Source organism: Dyadobacter beijingensis DSM 21582 (genome assembly GCF_000382205.1).
Taxonomy (GTDB): Bacteria; Bacteroidota; Bacteroidia; order Cytophagales; family Spirosomataceae; genus Dyadobacter; species Dyadobacter beijingensis.
This window is the reverse complement of sequence record NZ_KB907790.1, coordinates 528067-542551: the sequence shown is the minus strand read 5'-3', so window position 1 is coordinate 542551 and position 14485 is coordinate 528067. Positions and strand designations below refer to the sequence as shown.

The window sequence follows — 14485 nt, the reverse complement described above, 5'->3', positions numbered from 1 at the left end:
AACAATGATGCACTGATTTTCCGGTTTTTACATAATGCACTCAAAATCAAACGTTAGCAAACCGAAAAAACCCGCGTTTCCGTCGTGATGTAGATCTTACGGTCATCGGCCAACCCCATCTGGTATCCCCCCGTAAACACCCCGAAACTGGGCAGAATCGCCTGGTATTTGTCGATCACAAAGCATGGAAGCCGCACGCTTTGCCGCCCTTTGCCGTACGAGGTGAAAACCGGGTGTACGTGGCCGGCGAAGACGAATTTGGTGATGTCGAATTCCACTTTCGGGTGGTGGGTGAAGATGAAGTTATTTTCCTCATAATCATTCACATATACTTCCAGCTCGCATTCCAGAAGCAGGCTTACGGGCAGGATGTCGTGGTTGCCCATGACGATGATCATGTCCATGTAATGATGGTCGGCGCGCCATTCGCGGAAGGTTTCCCATTCGGAATTGTATTGATTATGGAAAAGGTCGCCGAGGAAAATGATGCGCGTGGCACCGGTTTGGCGGACAATTTCGTTGAGCCGCTCGAAGTTGTTGGCGGCGGCATTGTTCGGGATCGCGATGCCCTCCTTACGGAAATGCGTCACTTTGCCCAAATGCAGGTCTCCGATCAATAATGTTTGTGTTTCTTCCCAAAAAATCGCCCGCTGCGTCAATAATATAAAATGGTTGCCTCTGATCTCAATCTGCATTACCGTACTGTTTGATCATTCGCTGGATCCTGTCGTCCAGTTTCTCCGAAGTTAATTGTTCCCGAAGCCGGTCGACCATGATCGGGAACGAAAATGGCGTCGGCCTGTCGGTATTTTGTATCACTATTTTCTGATGCTCAATCCGGTCGAGCGCCTGCCGCATGCGGACTTCCTCCAATTGATAAGTCAACACCTCCTGGTATGCCTGCTTGATGAGCAAATTATTGTCTTCGTACTTGCTCATTACCGTAAACAGCAACGAGCTGGATGCCTGCAACTGCCTCGTTTTGACATATTTACCCGGATAACCCTGAAACATCAGGCCCGCGATTGCAGCAATTTCCCGGAATTTCCGCTTCGCCATTTCCGTCGCATTCACGCTCTGGTAAATGTCGTCCACGAGGTGTTTGGTAGAAAATAGATCGGTTTCGCCCAGTATTTCGGCCATATCGACATACTGATCACTTAACAACTCAAACCCGTAATCGTTCATCGCTACCGAGAATGTGATCGGCCGCAGCTGGCTGATGCGGTAAGCGAGCAAAATCGACATGCCCTCGTGCACGAGCCGGCCTTCGAACGGGAATATAAAGATATGATATCCCTCGCGGGTTTCGCATTGTTCGATGAGCAGCTCGTTGGTTTTCGGGATCACGGACCGCTTCTCCTGCAATTCCAGTAAGGGCTGCATTTTGGCCAGCTCCACCTCTTTATGCGGGTTTTCGATGGCATCGGCGAGGCGTTCGCGGATAAATGCGGACAGCTGCGACGACAGCGGCATGCGCCCGCCCGCCCAACGCACGAGAAAGCCCTTCTTGCCTTCCGCCTTCTTCACCGTCACGGTCATTTCATGGATTCGCACAAATTCCACGCTCATGCCTGCGAAGAAAAAAACGTCCCCAGCCTTCATCCATGTAACAAACGACTCTTCCACCGCGCCCAGGTATTTCCCGCTTTGCAGCTTAACTTTCATCGAAACTTCGGAAACGATCGTACCCATGCTGAGCAAATGGCGGTGTGCAATGCGGCGGCTCGTCACCACATAGCGGCCATTTACGCGTTCTACTTTCTTGTATTCGTCATAAACCGTCAGCGAGGAGCTGCCCGTAGTAATATAGCCCAAGAGCCATTCCCATTCCTGCCGGTTGAGATATTGGTAACCATATGCATTGCGCACTTCCTCGAAAAGCTCCGCCTCGTCGAACCCCTCGCCTACTGCGAGCGTGATCATCCATTGAGCCAGCACATCGAATGCATGAGCCACCGGCGGCCGGTCTTCGATCATATTTTTAATCACACCCTCCCGCAGCGATACGGCTTCGATCAGTTCCAATGCATTGGTAGGACAAAAATAAATCTTGCTATCCACGCCCGGCTGGTGCCCGCTCCGGCCCGCACGCTGCACAAAACGCGCAATACTTTTGGGGCTTCCTACCTGGATAACCGTGTCCACAGGCCGGAAATCAACACCCAGATCGAGGCTGGCGGTGCAAATGACGAGTTTCAGACGCTCGTCGTGCAATGCCTCTTCCACCCAATCGCGGATTTCGCGGTCGAGCGAGGCGTGGTGCAATGCCATGATGCCGGCGAATTCGGGGTACTTTTCAATGATCGTGCGGTACCAGATTTCCGTGCCCGAGCGGGTATTGGTAAAAAGTAGCGTCGTACGGCTCTTGTTCACGACCTCTACCACCTTGTCCACCAGCCTGATCCCCATGAAGCCCGACCACGGCAGTGTCTCCACGCGGTCAGGAATGATACTTTCGACCAGAATTTTCTTATCCGTATTCGCCTTGATCGTCACCGCATTCTCCTCCGGGAACCGCATGCCTAGCAGCACTTGGCGCGCCTCGCCGAGATTCCCGATCGTCGCCGAGATGCCCCAGGTTTGCAGGTCGGGGTTAATGGTGCGGAGCCGGGCCAATGCGAGTTCGGTCTGCGTGCCACGTTTGCTGCCCATGAGCTCGTGCCATTCGTCCACCACCACCGTGTGCAGGTTTTTGAAAAACTCAGATGCGTTTTTTTGGGTAAAAAGCATGTGGAGGCTCTCTGGCGTAATAATGAGCGCATCGGGCATCTGGCGCTTTTGCTCGTTGCGCTCACGGGTGCCCGTGTCGCCCGTACGAATGCCTACGCGCCACGAGAGGTTCATTTCCAGCGCCGCCATTTCCATATTCCGGAAAAGGTCTTTCGACAACGCGCGCAGCGGCGTAATCCAGAGCACTTGGAGCCCTTTTCTCGTTTTCAGGGGCTTTTTGGGCAAAGAATTGATGTGACGGATCAATATCGGCAGCCATAGGGAATATGTTTTCCCGCTGCCGGTAGGCGCATTTACCAAGCCGCTTTTCCCCGCCAGATAAGCCGCGGCCGCCTCCTTCTGAAAGGCCGCCCACTTCCACTTTTTATCTTTAAACCATTGCTCAACAATGCTATGTCCGCGGGATTTGGCCAAGGGAAAGTTTGTTATATTTTTTAAATGAGATCAACTATTCTGAGTATGCTAACTTCGGTCGGGGGGTCTACAACCATGCAAGCCGTACATCAATATTATAATTGTTCAATAAGAATTGGAAATATTCAAACCGGTATCAGATCATTTATAACTGGAAAGAATATCCCGCAAACTCTCCAGACTATCCGCCTCCTCCGCTTTCTTATCCTTCCGCCACCTTAAAATCCTTGGAAAACGTACCGCGATGCCCGATTTGTGCCGCGAAGATTCGTTGATCCCCTCGAACCCGATTTCGAAAACCAGCTCAGGCTTTACCGTCCGCACCGGACCGAATTTTTCGAGGACGTTACGTTTGATGAAATAATCTACCTGGCCGATTTCGGCGTCGGTGAGGCCGGAATAGGCTTTGGCGAAGGGTACCAGCTTGCCGTCGTCACCCCACACGGCAAAGGTGTAGTCTGTGAAGAGCTCCGCGCGGCGGCCGGAACCTTTTTGGGCGTAAATGAGCACGGCATCCACACTGAGCGGATCTATTTTCCATTTCCACCAGTCGCCTTTTTTGCGGCCTACCTGGTAGGTGCTCGCTTTTCGTTTGATCATGAACCCTTCGGCAATGTTCTCGCGCGATTGCGGGTGCAGTTCACGGAGCTGCTGCCAGTTCGTGAACGCGATCAATGGCGACAGGTTAAAATGGCTTTGCACGGGCACACTCGCATGGATCGCTTCAAGCTGCGTGCGGCGCTGCGCTTGCGTGAGACCGCGAATGTCGACGCCGTTAGCTTCCAGCAGATCATAGGCCAGGAAAGCCACCGGTGCTTCTTCGAGCACTTTTTTGGACAAATTCTTCCGGCCAATCCGCGTTTGCAGCACATTGAACGGCATCGGCCGGCCATTGGCATAAGTCACGATCTCCCCGTCGAGTACGGTACCTTCCGGCAGCACGTCCGACAGGAAATGCAGTTCGGGGAATTTTTCGGTGGAAAGTTCCTCGCCGCGTGTCCAGATAAACAACTCTTTGTTCCGGTAAATAATCTGCGAACGAATACCGTCCCATTTCCATTCCGCAAACCAGTCCTGCGCCTCACCGAGATCGGCCACGTCGCCTTCTATCGGGTAAGCGAGAAAAAACGGATAGGGCCGTGATGCATTGTCATTTTCACCCTTATCGAGGATCAGCTGCTCGAAAGTCGTTCCCTGCGGGTCCCATTGGCCCATTACCCGGTGTGCGATCACATTGGAATCGGTTTCGGTGGCTTCCGCGAGCGCCCGCACGACGAGCGTCTGCGAGACGCCGATGCGGAAACTGCCCATCAGCAGCTTGTTGAACACGAACGTCTCGTGCTGCGAAAGCTGCATCCAGGCCTGCATAATGTGATCGCGCTTCTCCTCGTCGGTCATGCCGGGCAGCATGCCGAGGTAACGGAACCATTCGGAAAGCGACTTATCCGACCCGCCAAGGCTCGTCCGGGGCAAAAGCAGCGAGATCGTTTCGCCCAGGTCGCCCACGCTGTGGTAGCTTTCCTGGAAAAGCCACATCGGAATACCGGCTTCCCCGGCCGCCCATTCCTTCACCTGCGTGCGGTTCACTTTGAATGACGGCCGGCGCCCGGTAAAGAGCGTTAGCGCCCACAATTTATCGTCGTCGGTCGCGCTGAGAAAATAGTTTTTCAGCAAATCGACTTTCGCATTCGTCTTGTTCGTGCGGTCGAGGTTCATGAAGAGTTCTGCAAACTGTTTCATCGTTCCAAACGGTTTTCGTTGTCCTTCGCTTCTCCGTCGAGCTCCTGCTTATGCTCCTCGTAAGACGCCGTCGCCACCGCGGCATCCTGTACCACTTCCTCCTCCTCATTTTCATCCTCATTGCCGTACATCGTCGTCACTTCCGCGGCTTCGATGCCATTTTCATTGAGCCAACGGGAGAAAATGCTCGTATAACCGTGCGTCACGAACACTTTTTCGGCACAGGTTTCTTTCACGGCGCGGTTCAGGTCCGGCCAGTCGACGTGGTCGCTTAGCACAAATCCCTGATCTACGGCACGGCGGTTTTTAGCCCCGCGCAAGGCCATCCAGCCCGAGCAGTAGCCCACAGAGTAAGGAGCAAATTTCTTGATCCACGTAGTACCATCTGCCGAGGGCGGTGCCAGTACCAATGCGCCGCGGAAAAGTTTCCGGTCGGTTTCTTTGGTCACCAATGTCAGCTCGGGCAAGTCAAAACCCGCTTCGCGCAGCCTTTCATTCACCGTATAAATGGCCCCGTGCGCATACAGCACCGTATCCTGCAACTGAATATTCTTCAAAATCCGCTGCATTTTGCCCAACGAATAACCCATCAGCACGCTTGCTTTACCTTCCATACGGTTTTGCGCCCACCAGTGGTCGATCTCCGACATGACCTGCTGCTGCGGCTGCCACTTGTAAATAGGTAATCCAAATGTGGATTCAGTGATAAAAACGTGGCATTTGACGGGCTCGTAAGGCGTCGCAAAGTTGTCGTTTTCCAGCTTGTAGTCGCCGCTGGCCACCCACACTTCACCCTGATACTCTACCCGCACCTGCGCCGAGCCGATAATATGCCCGGCCGGGTGGAGTGAAAACTTCACGCCGTTGATCATGAATTTCTCGCCGTAACCCACCGTCTGCAAGTTGATATCCTGCCCCAGCCGCAGCCTCAGGATCGGCTCGCTGTCCTTGTGGGCGAGGTAATGCTGGCTTCCCCAGCGCGCATGGTCGCTGTGCGCGTGTGTGATGATCGCTCGCCCGACGGGTATCCAGGGGTCGATATGGACGTCGGCAACGGCGCAGTATATACTTTTCCCGGTAAATTGAAGAAGTGGCTGTTTCGGCATATTTTGAAATTTATCAAAAGTATGCCAAATGCACCAGCGCGATTTCGAGCAGTTTCTGATCGTGGTCAAAAAACGCGTGGGTGCCGTAGGGATAATTCTGGAACGGCACGCGAAACATCCGTGCAAATGTTAAATTGGTATAAAAATGATTCATTCGGGATAGAGGCGATGTAACTTATATGCTATTTAAGTCACCAAAAAAACTATGGCCGGTTCAGTTACGAAAAGCATCGGAAATTTATTGGTAAATTGAGTGTTACTTTCCTGTGCATCGCTCGTATCAAGGGATATGACCTAACCAAAATACAACACTATGCCACATTCAGCGCAAAATACAGCCCTCACACCCGCGCAGGAAGCCGAACGCTACCTGGAAAACGCGCGTCAGATCCTGAGTGAAAAAGCAGGAAAGAAAGATGGACTCTACAAAGACATCAAATATGTAAAAATGGCTTCCGGCACGGCCTATTCGGCGGCTTTGCTGATTTTGGACGAATACCTCAGGCAGCGGGAAGGAATTCATTTTACAAAACCGAAAAGCATTGAAGACTACATGATACGGTTGACAAAGCATGACAAAAAACTACTTCGCATTCTCGCGAACGTGTATGATGACCTTCATCTGGCGGGCTACTACCATGGCACCAGATCAGTGGATACGATACAAAACGGCATGAGCCGTGTCCGGCAAATGCTGACCTACATTTAGCATTACCTCGAATTTTCCACGCCTTTGAGTAATTTTGAACGACCGGTCGCCGGTCGTTCAAACATTCAACCAACATGCCGCAAATTCCCCACTTGCTCCTTTTCCTGACATTATTCATTTACAGCTGCACGTCATCGGGCGGAGACCATGGTAGTGAAACAGCGGCTGCGGATACGGCTACGCAGTTTGTCAAAACCGAGATTTTCCATGCAAAGGGATTTGCTATTCAGTATTTCAAAGATTACAAACTCGTCAGCATTATCAATCCGTTCGGTGAGAAGGGGGATACTTTGCAATATATCCTGCAAAAAAAGGGGGCGAATGCGCCTCAGGGTTACCCGCGTGCACAGCATATCGAAATTCCGGTGCAGAGCCTGGCCGCTATGTCGTCTATGCATGTGGGGTTACTTGGTTTCCTCGATGCTGAAAATGTGCTGACGGGCCTCGGCAGCCTGCAATATGTGTATTCGCCCAAAGTCGTGGAAATGATAAAAGCCGGAAAAGTGGTGGAAGTAGGGCGCGACCAGGGACTGAACGACGAGAAACTGATTGAGATGCATCCGGGCGTAGTGATGACGATCGGTAACCCGGGTGGTAAGATGGATCACTACCGTTTACTGAAAGAGGCCGGCATTCCCGTGCTGATCAATTCCGAATGGGTCGAGCGGACACCCCTAGCCCGCGCCGAATGGGTGAAACTCATGGCCGCATTGCTGGATAAGGAGGCGCTCGTGAACGAAAAATTTGCCGAAGTGGAATCCGAGTATGGCAAACTGACGGCATTGGCGGCAAATGCAACGCCCAAACCGTCGGTACTCTCCGGCCTGAACACGAAAGATGCATGGTTTATACCCGGTGGAAACAGCTATATGGCCCGTTTTTTCAAAGACGCGGGCGCCTATTACCCGTGGAACAATACGCCCGATGCCGGCAGCTTGCCGCTCAGTTTCGAATCCGTGTACCCATTTGCACTCAAAGCAGATTTCTGGCTCAATGTCGGTTTCGACATCCGCGACACCCAGCCGGCCATTCTCGCCCTCGATGCCCGCTACGGCGATTTCAAGGCATTTAAAACAGGCAAACTATACAGCTACAACCGCGTCGTAAGCGAAACCGGCTCGAACGATTTCTTCGAATCGGGCAGCGTAAACCCGCATAAGGTGCTGGCCGATATGATCCGGATTTTTCACCCCGAGCTGCTGCCGAACCATCGGTTTGTTTACTACAAACAGCTTCCCAGATGATGCAGGGCGATCAAAGAAGCGGCTCGATGTTCGTATTTCTTGGCGTGTTGGCGGTGGCGCTCTTCTGCCTCGATATTATGCTGGGCTCCGTGGCAATCCCTTTTAAGGAAGTATTTCGCATTATCACCTCCGGCGAATCGGACAACCGGGCGTGGCTTTTTATCATTGAAAAAATTCGTTTACCCAAAGCCATCACCGCCATTCTCGCTGGCTGTGCACTATCCGTCAGTGGGTTGCAAATGCAGACATTGTTCCGCAATCCGCTAGCGGGACCGTCGGAGCTAGGCATTACCGCGGGCGCCGGGCTGGGCGTGGCGGCAGTCATGCTCGCAGGCGGGAGCAGCGCGAGCATGTACGCGATCAGCCAATTGGGCATTTCGGGGAGCTGGCTCATCATCGGCATGGCTTCGATGGGTTCGGCGGCGGTGCTGTCGCTCATCCTGCTCATCGCCGGGCGCATCCGCGACAATGTGATCCTGCTCATCGTAGGCGTCATGATCGGCACCATTACGCTTTCGATCATCAGTATCTGGCAATATTTCAGCCAGCCTGAGCAGTTGCAGGAGTATATTATGTGGACGTTCGGGTCGCTTGGCGGCGTCACGGGCTACCATTTATATGTCCTTTCCGCGGTCGTGATCGCCGGGTTGCTACTGGCATTTGCCTCTTCCAAATCACTTAATGCCTTATTGTTAGGTGAAAATTACGCGAGAAGCATGGGCCTTACCGTGGGCCGCACCAGGCTGCTGATCATGTTCAGTACCAGCCTGCTTACGGGCAGCATTACCGCATTCTGCGGCCCGATCGGCTTCGTAGGCATTGCCATTCCGCACATTACCCGCTCGCTGCTCGGCACGTCCAACCACCGCGTGCTCATTCCCGCCACCTGCCTTACGGGCACTGTACTGCTGCTGCTTTGCGACATTATCGCGCAGCTTCCCGGCTCACAAACCGTCATTCCGATCAACGTCGTCACTTCGCTACTCGGCGCGCCGGTCGTGATCTGGATCATTATCCGCCGCAATAACCTTCGTTCCGCATTCTCATGATAAACCCCGCCGCCATTCTCGAAACCCGCGCGCTGGCCATCGGCTACCGCTCGTCCGGTCATGAGCGGACGGTTGCCGCACAGCTCGACGTACGCCTTCAACCGGGGAATCTTGTCTGTTTGCTCGGTTCCAACGGCGCGGGAAAATCAACATTAATGCGTACACTTGGCGGTTTACAGCCTGCATTAAGCGGCCAAATCATCATCGACGGGCAGCCGCTCGGCGCATTGAAACCCGCCGAACTGGCCCGCAAACTGAGCCTGGTGCTCACCGACCGCATCGACGCCGGTAATCTCACCGCCCGTGAGGTGGTCGTCCTCGGCCGTACACCTTACACCGGCTGGCTCGGTTCGCTCAGCGAAAACGACCATTCGAAAATCGCTCAAAGCATTGAACAAGCCGGCATTAGTCCCCTGCTCGACCGTCATATGCACCAGTTAAGCGACGGCGAAAGGCAAAAAGTGATGCTCGCCCGCGCACTCGCCCAGGACACCCCGCTGATCCTGCTCGACGAACCCACCGCACACCTCGATCTGCCCAACCGGGTCGAAATGATGCGCCTCCTGCACACGCTCGCACGCGACACGCGCAAGGCGATCCTCCTGAGCACACACGAGCTCGACCTGGCCCTGCAAACCGCCGACGAAGTATGGCTCATGCACGCCGACGGTACGTTGCTGGCCGGGTTACCCGAAGACCTGGTGCTGAATGGCTCGTTTGAAACGACCTTTGCCCGGAACGGCTTCTCATTCGACCGCGCGACGGGCACTTTTGTTATCCATCGGCCGGTAGACACCGCCCAAATCTACCTCGAAGGTGCCGTAGGGCCGGTTTTCTGGGCCAGGCGCGCGCTCGAACGCGAAGGTCTGGGCATCAGCCGCTACCGTGATGCGCCCTGCCGCATCAGCGCTGCCGACACGCCGGACGGTTTCGAAGCGGAAATATTCTTTGAAAACCTGGCATTCAAAGTGTCTTCCGTTCAGGAACTTATCCGGCAAATCCGCCCGCTTTTTCCACTCCGTTAAAGCCCTCTTACCCCGAATTAATAGGATTTCTTTGCCGCGAAATAGTTAGCTTTAAGCTCCTGATTGCCGAACAGGACCTATTTTCTTGCCCATGATGCTACTGATCCCAACGGCGCTATTACTGGCTACGGCCAACTGCTACCTGGCATTTTACCAGGATTCCGGGCAGCCTCTGCGCCGTTCGCTGCTCTCCGGCGCGATTCTGCTTTTCCTGTTTATCGCGGTCAGTACCGAGTTGCTGGGTGCATTCAATCAGGTTAACCGGCCGGCCATTACCGGAAGCTGGGTGCTGTATAATGCGGCATTATCCTTTCTATGGTTCAGGCTTCGAAAAACGCATAATGCTTCGGTTGGAGCCATCGCGCAAAGCTGGCTCAAAGGCCTCCGCAGTTTTTGCCAAACCCTTGGGCTGCGGACCGTCGCGATGCTCGTGCTGCTGTATGCGATCACGCTCGTGGTGGCAGTGATTGCCGTGCCGAACAACCAGGATTCACTCAGCTACCATTTGAGCAGGATCGGCTACTGGGTCCAGCAGGGCAATGTGGCGCATTACGCATCGCACATCGAGCGCTCCATTTCATTCAGCCCGTTTTCGGAATACATCCATTTGCACACCTTTCTGCTCTCCGGCTCGGAGCGGTATTTCGAGCTCGTACAGTGGTTTTGCCAGGCAGGTATTCTCGCATTGATTTCGATGATTATCTGTCATTTTTCCGGTTCGAGGATAGCCCTTCGCGTCGGATTATGCTTCGCCGCCACGCTGCCGATCGTCGTCCTCGAATCGATGACCACGCAAAACGACCTTGTGGTAGCTTTTTTCATTGTCGCCACCGCATTTTTTGCCTTCGATTATCTAAAAAACAACCGTCTGCCGAGCCTGTACCTCATCCCCATTTGCTGTGCGCTAGGGATGATGACCAAAGGGACATTCCTCTTTTGCGCCTTGCCGTTCGGTATCTACCTGCTCATTGGCATGCTCAGAAAGCAGGATCTGCGGAAGCAAATAGCCGGGTTCGCAGCGGCGTCGCTCACCCTCACGCTCGTTCTCAACGTGCCGTTCTGGTACCGGACCTATGAGCTGTTCGGCACGCCGGTGGGCACCATCAGCAAGGGGAACCAAACAACGTTTTTCGGTCCGGGCGATTATGTTTCGAATGTATTAAAACACCTTTTCCTGCATCTGGGCTTCATTTCACCCGGTAACAGCTATAATAATTTCCTCCAAAGCCAACTCGAAAACGTGCACCAAGCCATGGGCGTCGATATCAATGCGCCCGGCACCGGCATGGCTTTTAAAATGAATAAGCTGAATTTCAACGAGGACTTTGCCCACAACTTTTTCGGCATCTGGCTTATCATCCTCTGCATTCCGCTGCTATTTACGGCCCGGCTGTCCAAAACAGCCCGGTGGTACGGCGCGCTCACTTTCATGAGCTTCCTTATTTTCTGTTTTTTTATCGGTTATCAAATCTATGGTTCACGGCTCCATATCGCTTTTTTCCTGCTTGCTGCGCCGTTAGTAGGATTGGTTTTCGGATCGGTATTACCTGCCTGGGGTGCCAAATTCCTTACACTTTTCCTTTGGCTGGCGGCGCTGCCGTTTGCATTGCTCAGCTCCTCGCACCCGCTGCTGTCCACCAAATGGTTCTTCGAGAAAGTATTCCCGCCGATCAACTCCGCATTGCATTTGAATATCCGCATAGACGCCGCCAACCTGAACCTGAAACAGGAAAGCGTCCTGTCCGCAGAGCCCGGCCGGTTGCTATGGGGCGAACATTGGCCCGAAATGCAGGTATTTTTAGCACAGGTAAACGCACGCAATCCGCAAAAAATCGGTTTTGATTTTACAGAAGCCAGTTTCGACTACGCCTACCAGTACCTGCTGCGGCAACCGGGACGCACTTTCGCACACGTACGTGTTGCCAATCCGTCGCACGTGCGGGAAGACCCGGCCTTCCGCCCCGATGTCGTGATTGCCGAAAAACCGGCCGGCCAGGCATTCGACTACCACGGCCAGCGGTATGTGCTGCAATGGGAAGCCGACGGCAAATGGCTCTATGTTCCGTCCAAATGATTTGATATGTTCTTTAAAAGTAAGAAAAACATCCTCCTCCTGGTCCTGGCAGCCATCATCGGCTACATTGTGTACGACTCCACCTCGCAACCGACCGTCGACGACCTCTCCGGCGGTTTCCGGGAAGTGGCCATGTACCGCAACCCGAACAACACCGGCCCCATCGTGCGCATCTACGCCGTGACGGTGGCCGACACGCTCACCAGCGATTTCAACCAATATGGTGAACTGATGCCATACACGAAATACGGCTCCACGACCGTCTATTTTTTCCCGGCGTCGAAACCTTTCCCGGCCGGCCTCGAAGCCACCGAGCCGCATTTCGACAGGAAGTTCGCCGCGAACGTGCTGGCGGTATATAAAAAGGACCCGAACGGACAGGTTTCGCTGACGAAAAAGCCTTTTTGAGGCCCTGCCCCTTATATTTGCCCCGATTTTTATTTTGATATAACTACCCAAAACAATGACTGCACTAGCAACCGTACAGCAATATTATGCCGCTTTCAACGCGAAAAACTGGGAGGGAATGCTCGCCCTGCTCCACCCCGAGGTGAGGCACGAGGCCAACCAGGGAGATGTACGCATCGGTCTTGAAAAATTCACGGCATTTCTCCAAAAAATGGATGAAGCCTACGAGGAAACGCTCACGGAAATGGTGTTTTTCAGCGAACCGGAAGGCAAGCGCGTGGCCGTGGAATTTGTCGTGAACGGGATTTACAAACAGGCAGAAGAAGGCCTTCCCGAGGCACACGGGCAGTCGTATGTGCTGCCGGCAGGTGCGTTCCTGGAAGTGACGGATGGTAAAATCAGCCGGGTTACCACCTATTACAATCTGCCGCTCTGGATCGAACTCGTGTCGAAACCATGAGTACCCCGCTCACATTTATAACCAAAACCGGCGCGGACATGGCTGGGGCCTTCGATGACCTTGCCCAGCTCCGCATTGCCGTGTTCCGCGACTATCCTTACCTGTACGAGGGCAGCGTGGACTATGAAAAAGGCTATTTGCAAACCTATCTGCAATCGGAGCGGTCGTTCCTTTTCGCGGTATATGACGGTGCGCAGATGGTAGGCGCCACTACCTGCATTCCACTGGCCGATGAGACAGCCGAGGTGAGAAAGCCGTTCGAGGACGCCGGTTTTGTTATTTCTACTGTTTTCTATTTCGGCGAAAGCATTCTCCTGCCCGCCTACCGCAGCCTGGGCCTGGGCCACCGCTTTTTCGACGAACGGGAAGCATATGCACGGAGTTTTGGCGACTTCACGATCAGCTGTTTCTGCTCCGTCGACCGGGGTGAAAACCATCCGCTGAAACCGGCAGATTACCGGCCGAACGATGCATTCTGGATCAAGCGCGGTTACCGCAAGGAGCCAGCGTTGCAAAGTACCATGGAATGGCCTGATCTCGGAGAAACGTCCTCCACACCCAAAACCATGACTTTATGGACCAAACCGCTCAACGACTGACAATTACATGCAACAGGTCACCATTGCCGCCGCGCAATATCCCATTACCGAACACGCCGATTTCGCCTCGTGGCAGCGCCATACCGAAAGATGGATAGCCGATGCCGCGGCCCAGGGCGCGCAACTGCTGCTTTTCCCGGAATATGGCGCTATGGAGCTCGTCAGCATTTTCGGCCAGGAGATCCGCAACGACATCCGGCGCCAGGTTTATGAGCTGGATGCATTAAAGGCCGATTTTTGCGCAGCATTCGAAGTACTTTCCCGGAAATACGGCGTGACCATCGTCGCGCCGAGCATTCCGGTGATTGAAGAAGGCAGAAAGCTGAACCGGGCGTTTGTTTTTTCGGCGAACGGGCTGGCTGGGTACCAGGACAAATTTTTCATGACCCGCTTCGAGCACGAGCGTTGGGGCGTCGAAAGCGCGCCTAAGCAGCTCACTGTTTTTGAAGCTTCGTGGGGGAAATTCGGTATTCAGATCTGCTACGACGTTGAATTTCCACTCGGCGCGCAGAAACTGTGTGAAGCAGGTGCCGGGCTGATCCTCGCACCGAGCTGCACGGAAACCATCCGCGGCGCTACACGCGTACATGTGGGTGCCCGTGCCCGCGCGCTGGAAAACCAGGCATTCACCGTCGTATCGCAAACTGTGGGCGATGCATTATGGTCGCCTGCCGTCGATATCAACTATGGATTTGCCGGCTTCTACACGACGCCCGATAAAGGTATGCCCGAAGAAGGCATTATCGCTACGATGCCCGCCCAGCAGGAAGGCTGGCTGCTCCGCGACCTCGATTTCGCGTTGATCGACGAAGTACGTCGGGATGGCCATGTGTTCAATTTCAAGGATCAATCTCGGCTGGCGATCGGGCTGGCGTCGGAAGAGGTATCAGTTATCCACCGACCTGTATAACAAAACAAGCGGCA

Annotated in this window: 14 protein-coding genes; 9 read left to right on the top strand and 5 right to left on the bottom strand. The window is 53.8% G+C overall.

Annotated elements, in window-relative coordinates; genetic code table 11:
* Window positions 1-53: 53 nt before the first annotated feature.
* From pdeM to H144_RS34445, 5 genes are all read right to left on the bottom strand, one after another.
* Entirely contained in the window at window positions 54-695 is a 642-nt protein-coding gene (gene pdeM / locus H144_RS0125990; protein ID WP_026351006.1) for a ligase-associated DNA damage response endonuclease PdeM, read from the bottom strand.
* The gene (locus tag H144_RS0125985) at window positions 685-3147 is read right to left on the bottom strand and encodes a ligase-associated DNA damage response DEXH box helicase (RefSeq protein ID WP_019945042.1); all 2463 of its coding nucleotides are present in this window, start codon (window positions 3145-3147) and stop codon (window positions 685-687) included. The genes pdeM and H144_RS0125985 overlap by 11 nt, the downstream gene beginning before the upstream one ends.
* A 141-nt stretch (window positions 3148-3288) precedes the next feature.
* A complete protein-coding gene (locus H144_RS0125980; RefSeq protein WP_019945041.1) occupies window positions 3289-4887 on the bottom strand; it encodes an ATP-dependent DNA ligase in 1599 nt (532 codons plus the stop codon).
* Entirely contained in the window at window positions 4884-5993 is a 1110-nt protein-coding gene (locus H144_RS0125975) for a ligase-associated DNA damage response exonuclease (protein ID WP_019945040.1), read from the bottom strand. Before H144_RS0125975 ends, H144_RS0125980 begins: the two co-directional genes overlap by 4 nt.
* Before the next feature lie 13 nt (window positions 5994-6006).
* Complete coding sequence (locus H144_RS34445) at window positions 6007-6147, bottom strand: hypothetical protein (RefSeq protein WP_157505147.1); 141 nt, start codon at window positions 6145-6147, stop codon at window positions 6007-6009.
* 159 nt (window positions 6148-6306) lie between these two features.
* Here H144_RS34445 and H144_RS0125970 point away from each other — a divergent pair, with 159 nt between their 5' ends.
* The 9 genes from H144_RS0125970 (at window position 6307) to H144_RS0125930 (ending at window position 14471) form a co-directional block, all read left to right on the top strand.
* Window positions 6307-6702 (top strand): DUF5618 family protein, encoded by a 396-nt coding sequence (locus H144_RS0125970; protein ID WP_019945038.1) that lies wholly within the window; start codon window positions 6307-6309, stop codon window positions 6700-6702.
* Between the two features lie 74 nt (window positions 6703-6776).
* Window positions 6777-7946 carry an ABC transporter substrate-binding protein gene (locus H144_RS0125965; protein WP_019945037.1) on the top strand — a complete coding sequence of 390 codons (1170 nt, stop codon included), beginning with the start codon at window positions 6777-6779 and terminating at the stop codon, window positions 7944-7946.
* Window positions 7943-8995 (top strand): FecCD family ABC transporter permease, encoded by a 1053-nt coding sequence (locus tag H144_RS0125960; protein ID WP_019945036.1) that lies wholly within the window; start codon window positions 7943-7945, stop codon window positions 8993-8995. Before H144_RS0125965 ends, H144_RS0125960 begins: the two co-directional genes overlap by 4 nt.
* Window positions 8992-10020: an ABC transporter ATP-binding protein gene (locus H144_RS0125955; RefSeq protein WP_019945035.1), complete on the top strand. Its 1029-nt coding sequence runs from the start codon at window positions 8992-8994 to the stop codon at window positions 10018-10020. The genes H144_RS0125960 and H144_RS0125955 overlap by 4 nt, the downstream gene beginning before the upstream one ends.
* A gap of 91 nt (window positions 10021-10111) precedes the next feature.
* Window positions 10112-12094, top strand: a complete 1983-nt coding sequence (locus tag H144_RS0125950; RefSeq protein WP_019945034.1) for an ArnT family glycosyltransferase — start codon at window positions 10112-10114, stop codon at window positions 12092-12094.
* Window positions 12095-12100: 6 nt separating this feature from the next.
* A complete protein-coding gene (locus tag H144_RS0125945; protein ID WP_019945033.1) occupies window positions 12101-12502 on the top strand; it encodes a hypothetical protein in 402 nt (133 codons plus the stop codon).
* Between the two features lie 55 nt (window positions 12503-12557).
* Complete coding sequence (locus tag H144_RS0125940; protein WP_019945032.1) at window positions 12558-12962, top strand: ketosteroid isomerase-related protein; 405 nt, start codon at window positions 12558-12560, stop codon at window positions 12960-12962.
* Complete coding sequence (locus tag H144_RS0125935) at window positions 12959-13561, top strand: GNAT family N-acetyltransferase (RefSeq protein WP_019945031.1); 603 nt, start codon at window positions 12959-12961, stop codon at window positions 13559-13561. Before H144_RS0125940 ends, H144_RS0125935 begins: the two co-directional genes overlap by 4 nt.
* Before the next feature lie 7 nt (window positions 13562-13568).
* Window positions 13569-14471, top strand: a complete 903-nt coding sequence (locus H144_RS0125930; protein WP_019945030.1) for a carbon-nitrogen hydrolase family protein — start codon at window positions 13569-13571, stop codon at window positions 14469-14471.
* Window positions 14472-14485 lie beyond the last annotated feature (14 nt).

Bases quoted from the DNA above. Each gene is read 5' to 3' on its own strand.
- pdeM (WP_026351006.1), bottom strand. From the start codon at position 695: ATGCAGATTGAGATCAGAGGCAACCATTTTATATTATTGACGCAGCGG.
- H144_RS0125980 (WP_019945041.1), bottom strand. From the start codon at position 4,887: ATGAAACAGTTTGCAGAACTCTTCATGAACCTCGACCGCACGAACAAG.
- H144_RS0125975 (WP_019945040.1), bottom strand. From the start codon at position 5,993: ATGCCGAAACAGCCACTTCTTCAATTTACCGGGAAAAGTATATACTGC.
- H144_RS34445 (WP_157505147.1), bottom strand. From the start codon at position 6,147: ATGAATCATTTTTATACCAATTTAACATTTGCACGGATGTTTCGCGTG.
- H144_RS0125970 (WP_019945038.1), top strand. From the start codon at position 6,307: ATGCCACATTCAGCGCAAAATACAGCCCTCACACCCGCGCAGGAAGCC.
- H144_RS0125965 (WP_019945037.1), top strand. From the start codon at position 6,777: ATGCCGCAAATTCCCCACTTGCTCCTTTTCCTGACATTATTCATTTAC.
- H144_RS0125960 (WP_019945036.1), top strand. From the start codon at position 7,943: ATGATGCAGGGCGATCAAAGAAGCGGCTCGATGTTCGTATTTCTTGGC.
- H144_RS0125955 (WP_019945035.1), top strand. From the start codon at position 8,992: ATGATAAACCCCGCCGCCATTCTCGAAACCCGCGCGCTGGCCATCGGC.
- H144_RS0125950 (WP_019945034.1), top strand. From the start codon at position 10,112: ATGATGCTACTGATCCCAACGGCGCTATTACTGGCTACGGCCAACTGC.
- H144_RS0125945 (WP_019945033.1), top strand. From the start codon at position 12,101: ATGTTCTTTAAAAGTAAGAAAAACATCCTCCTCCTGGTCCTGGCAGCC.
- H144_RS0125940 (WP_019945032.1), top strand. From the start codon at position 12,558: ATGACTGCACTAGCAACCGTACAGCAATATTATGCCGCTTTCAACGCG.
- H144_RS0125935 (WP_019945031.1), top strand. From the start codon at position 12,959: ATGAGTACCCCGCTCACATTTATAACCAAAACCGGCGCGGACATGGCT.
- H144_RS0125930 (WP_019945030.1), top strand. From the start codon at position 13,569: ATGCAACAGGTCACCATTGCCGCCGCGCAATATCCCATTACCGAACAC.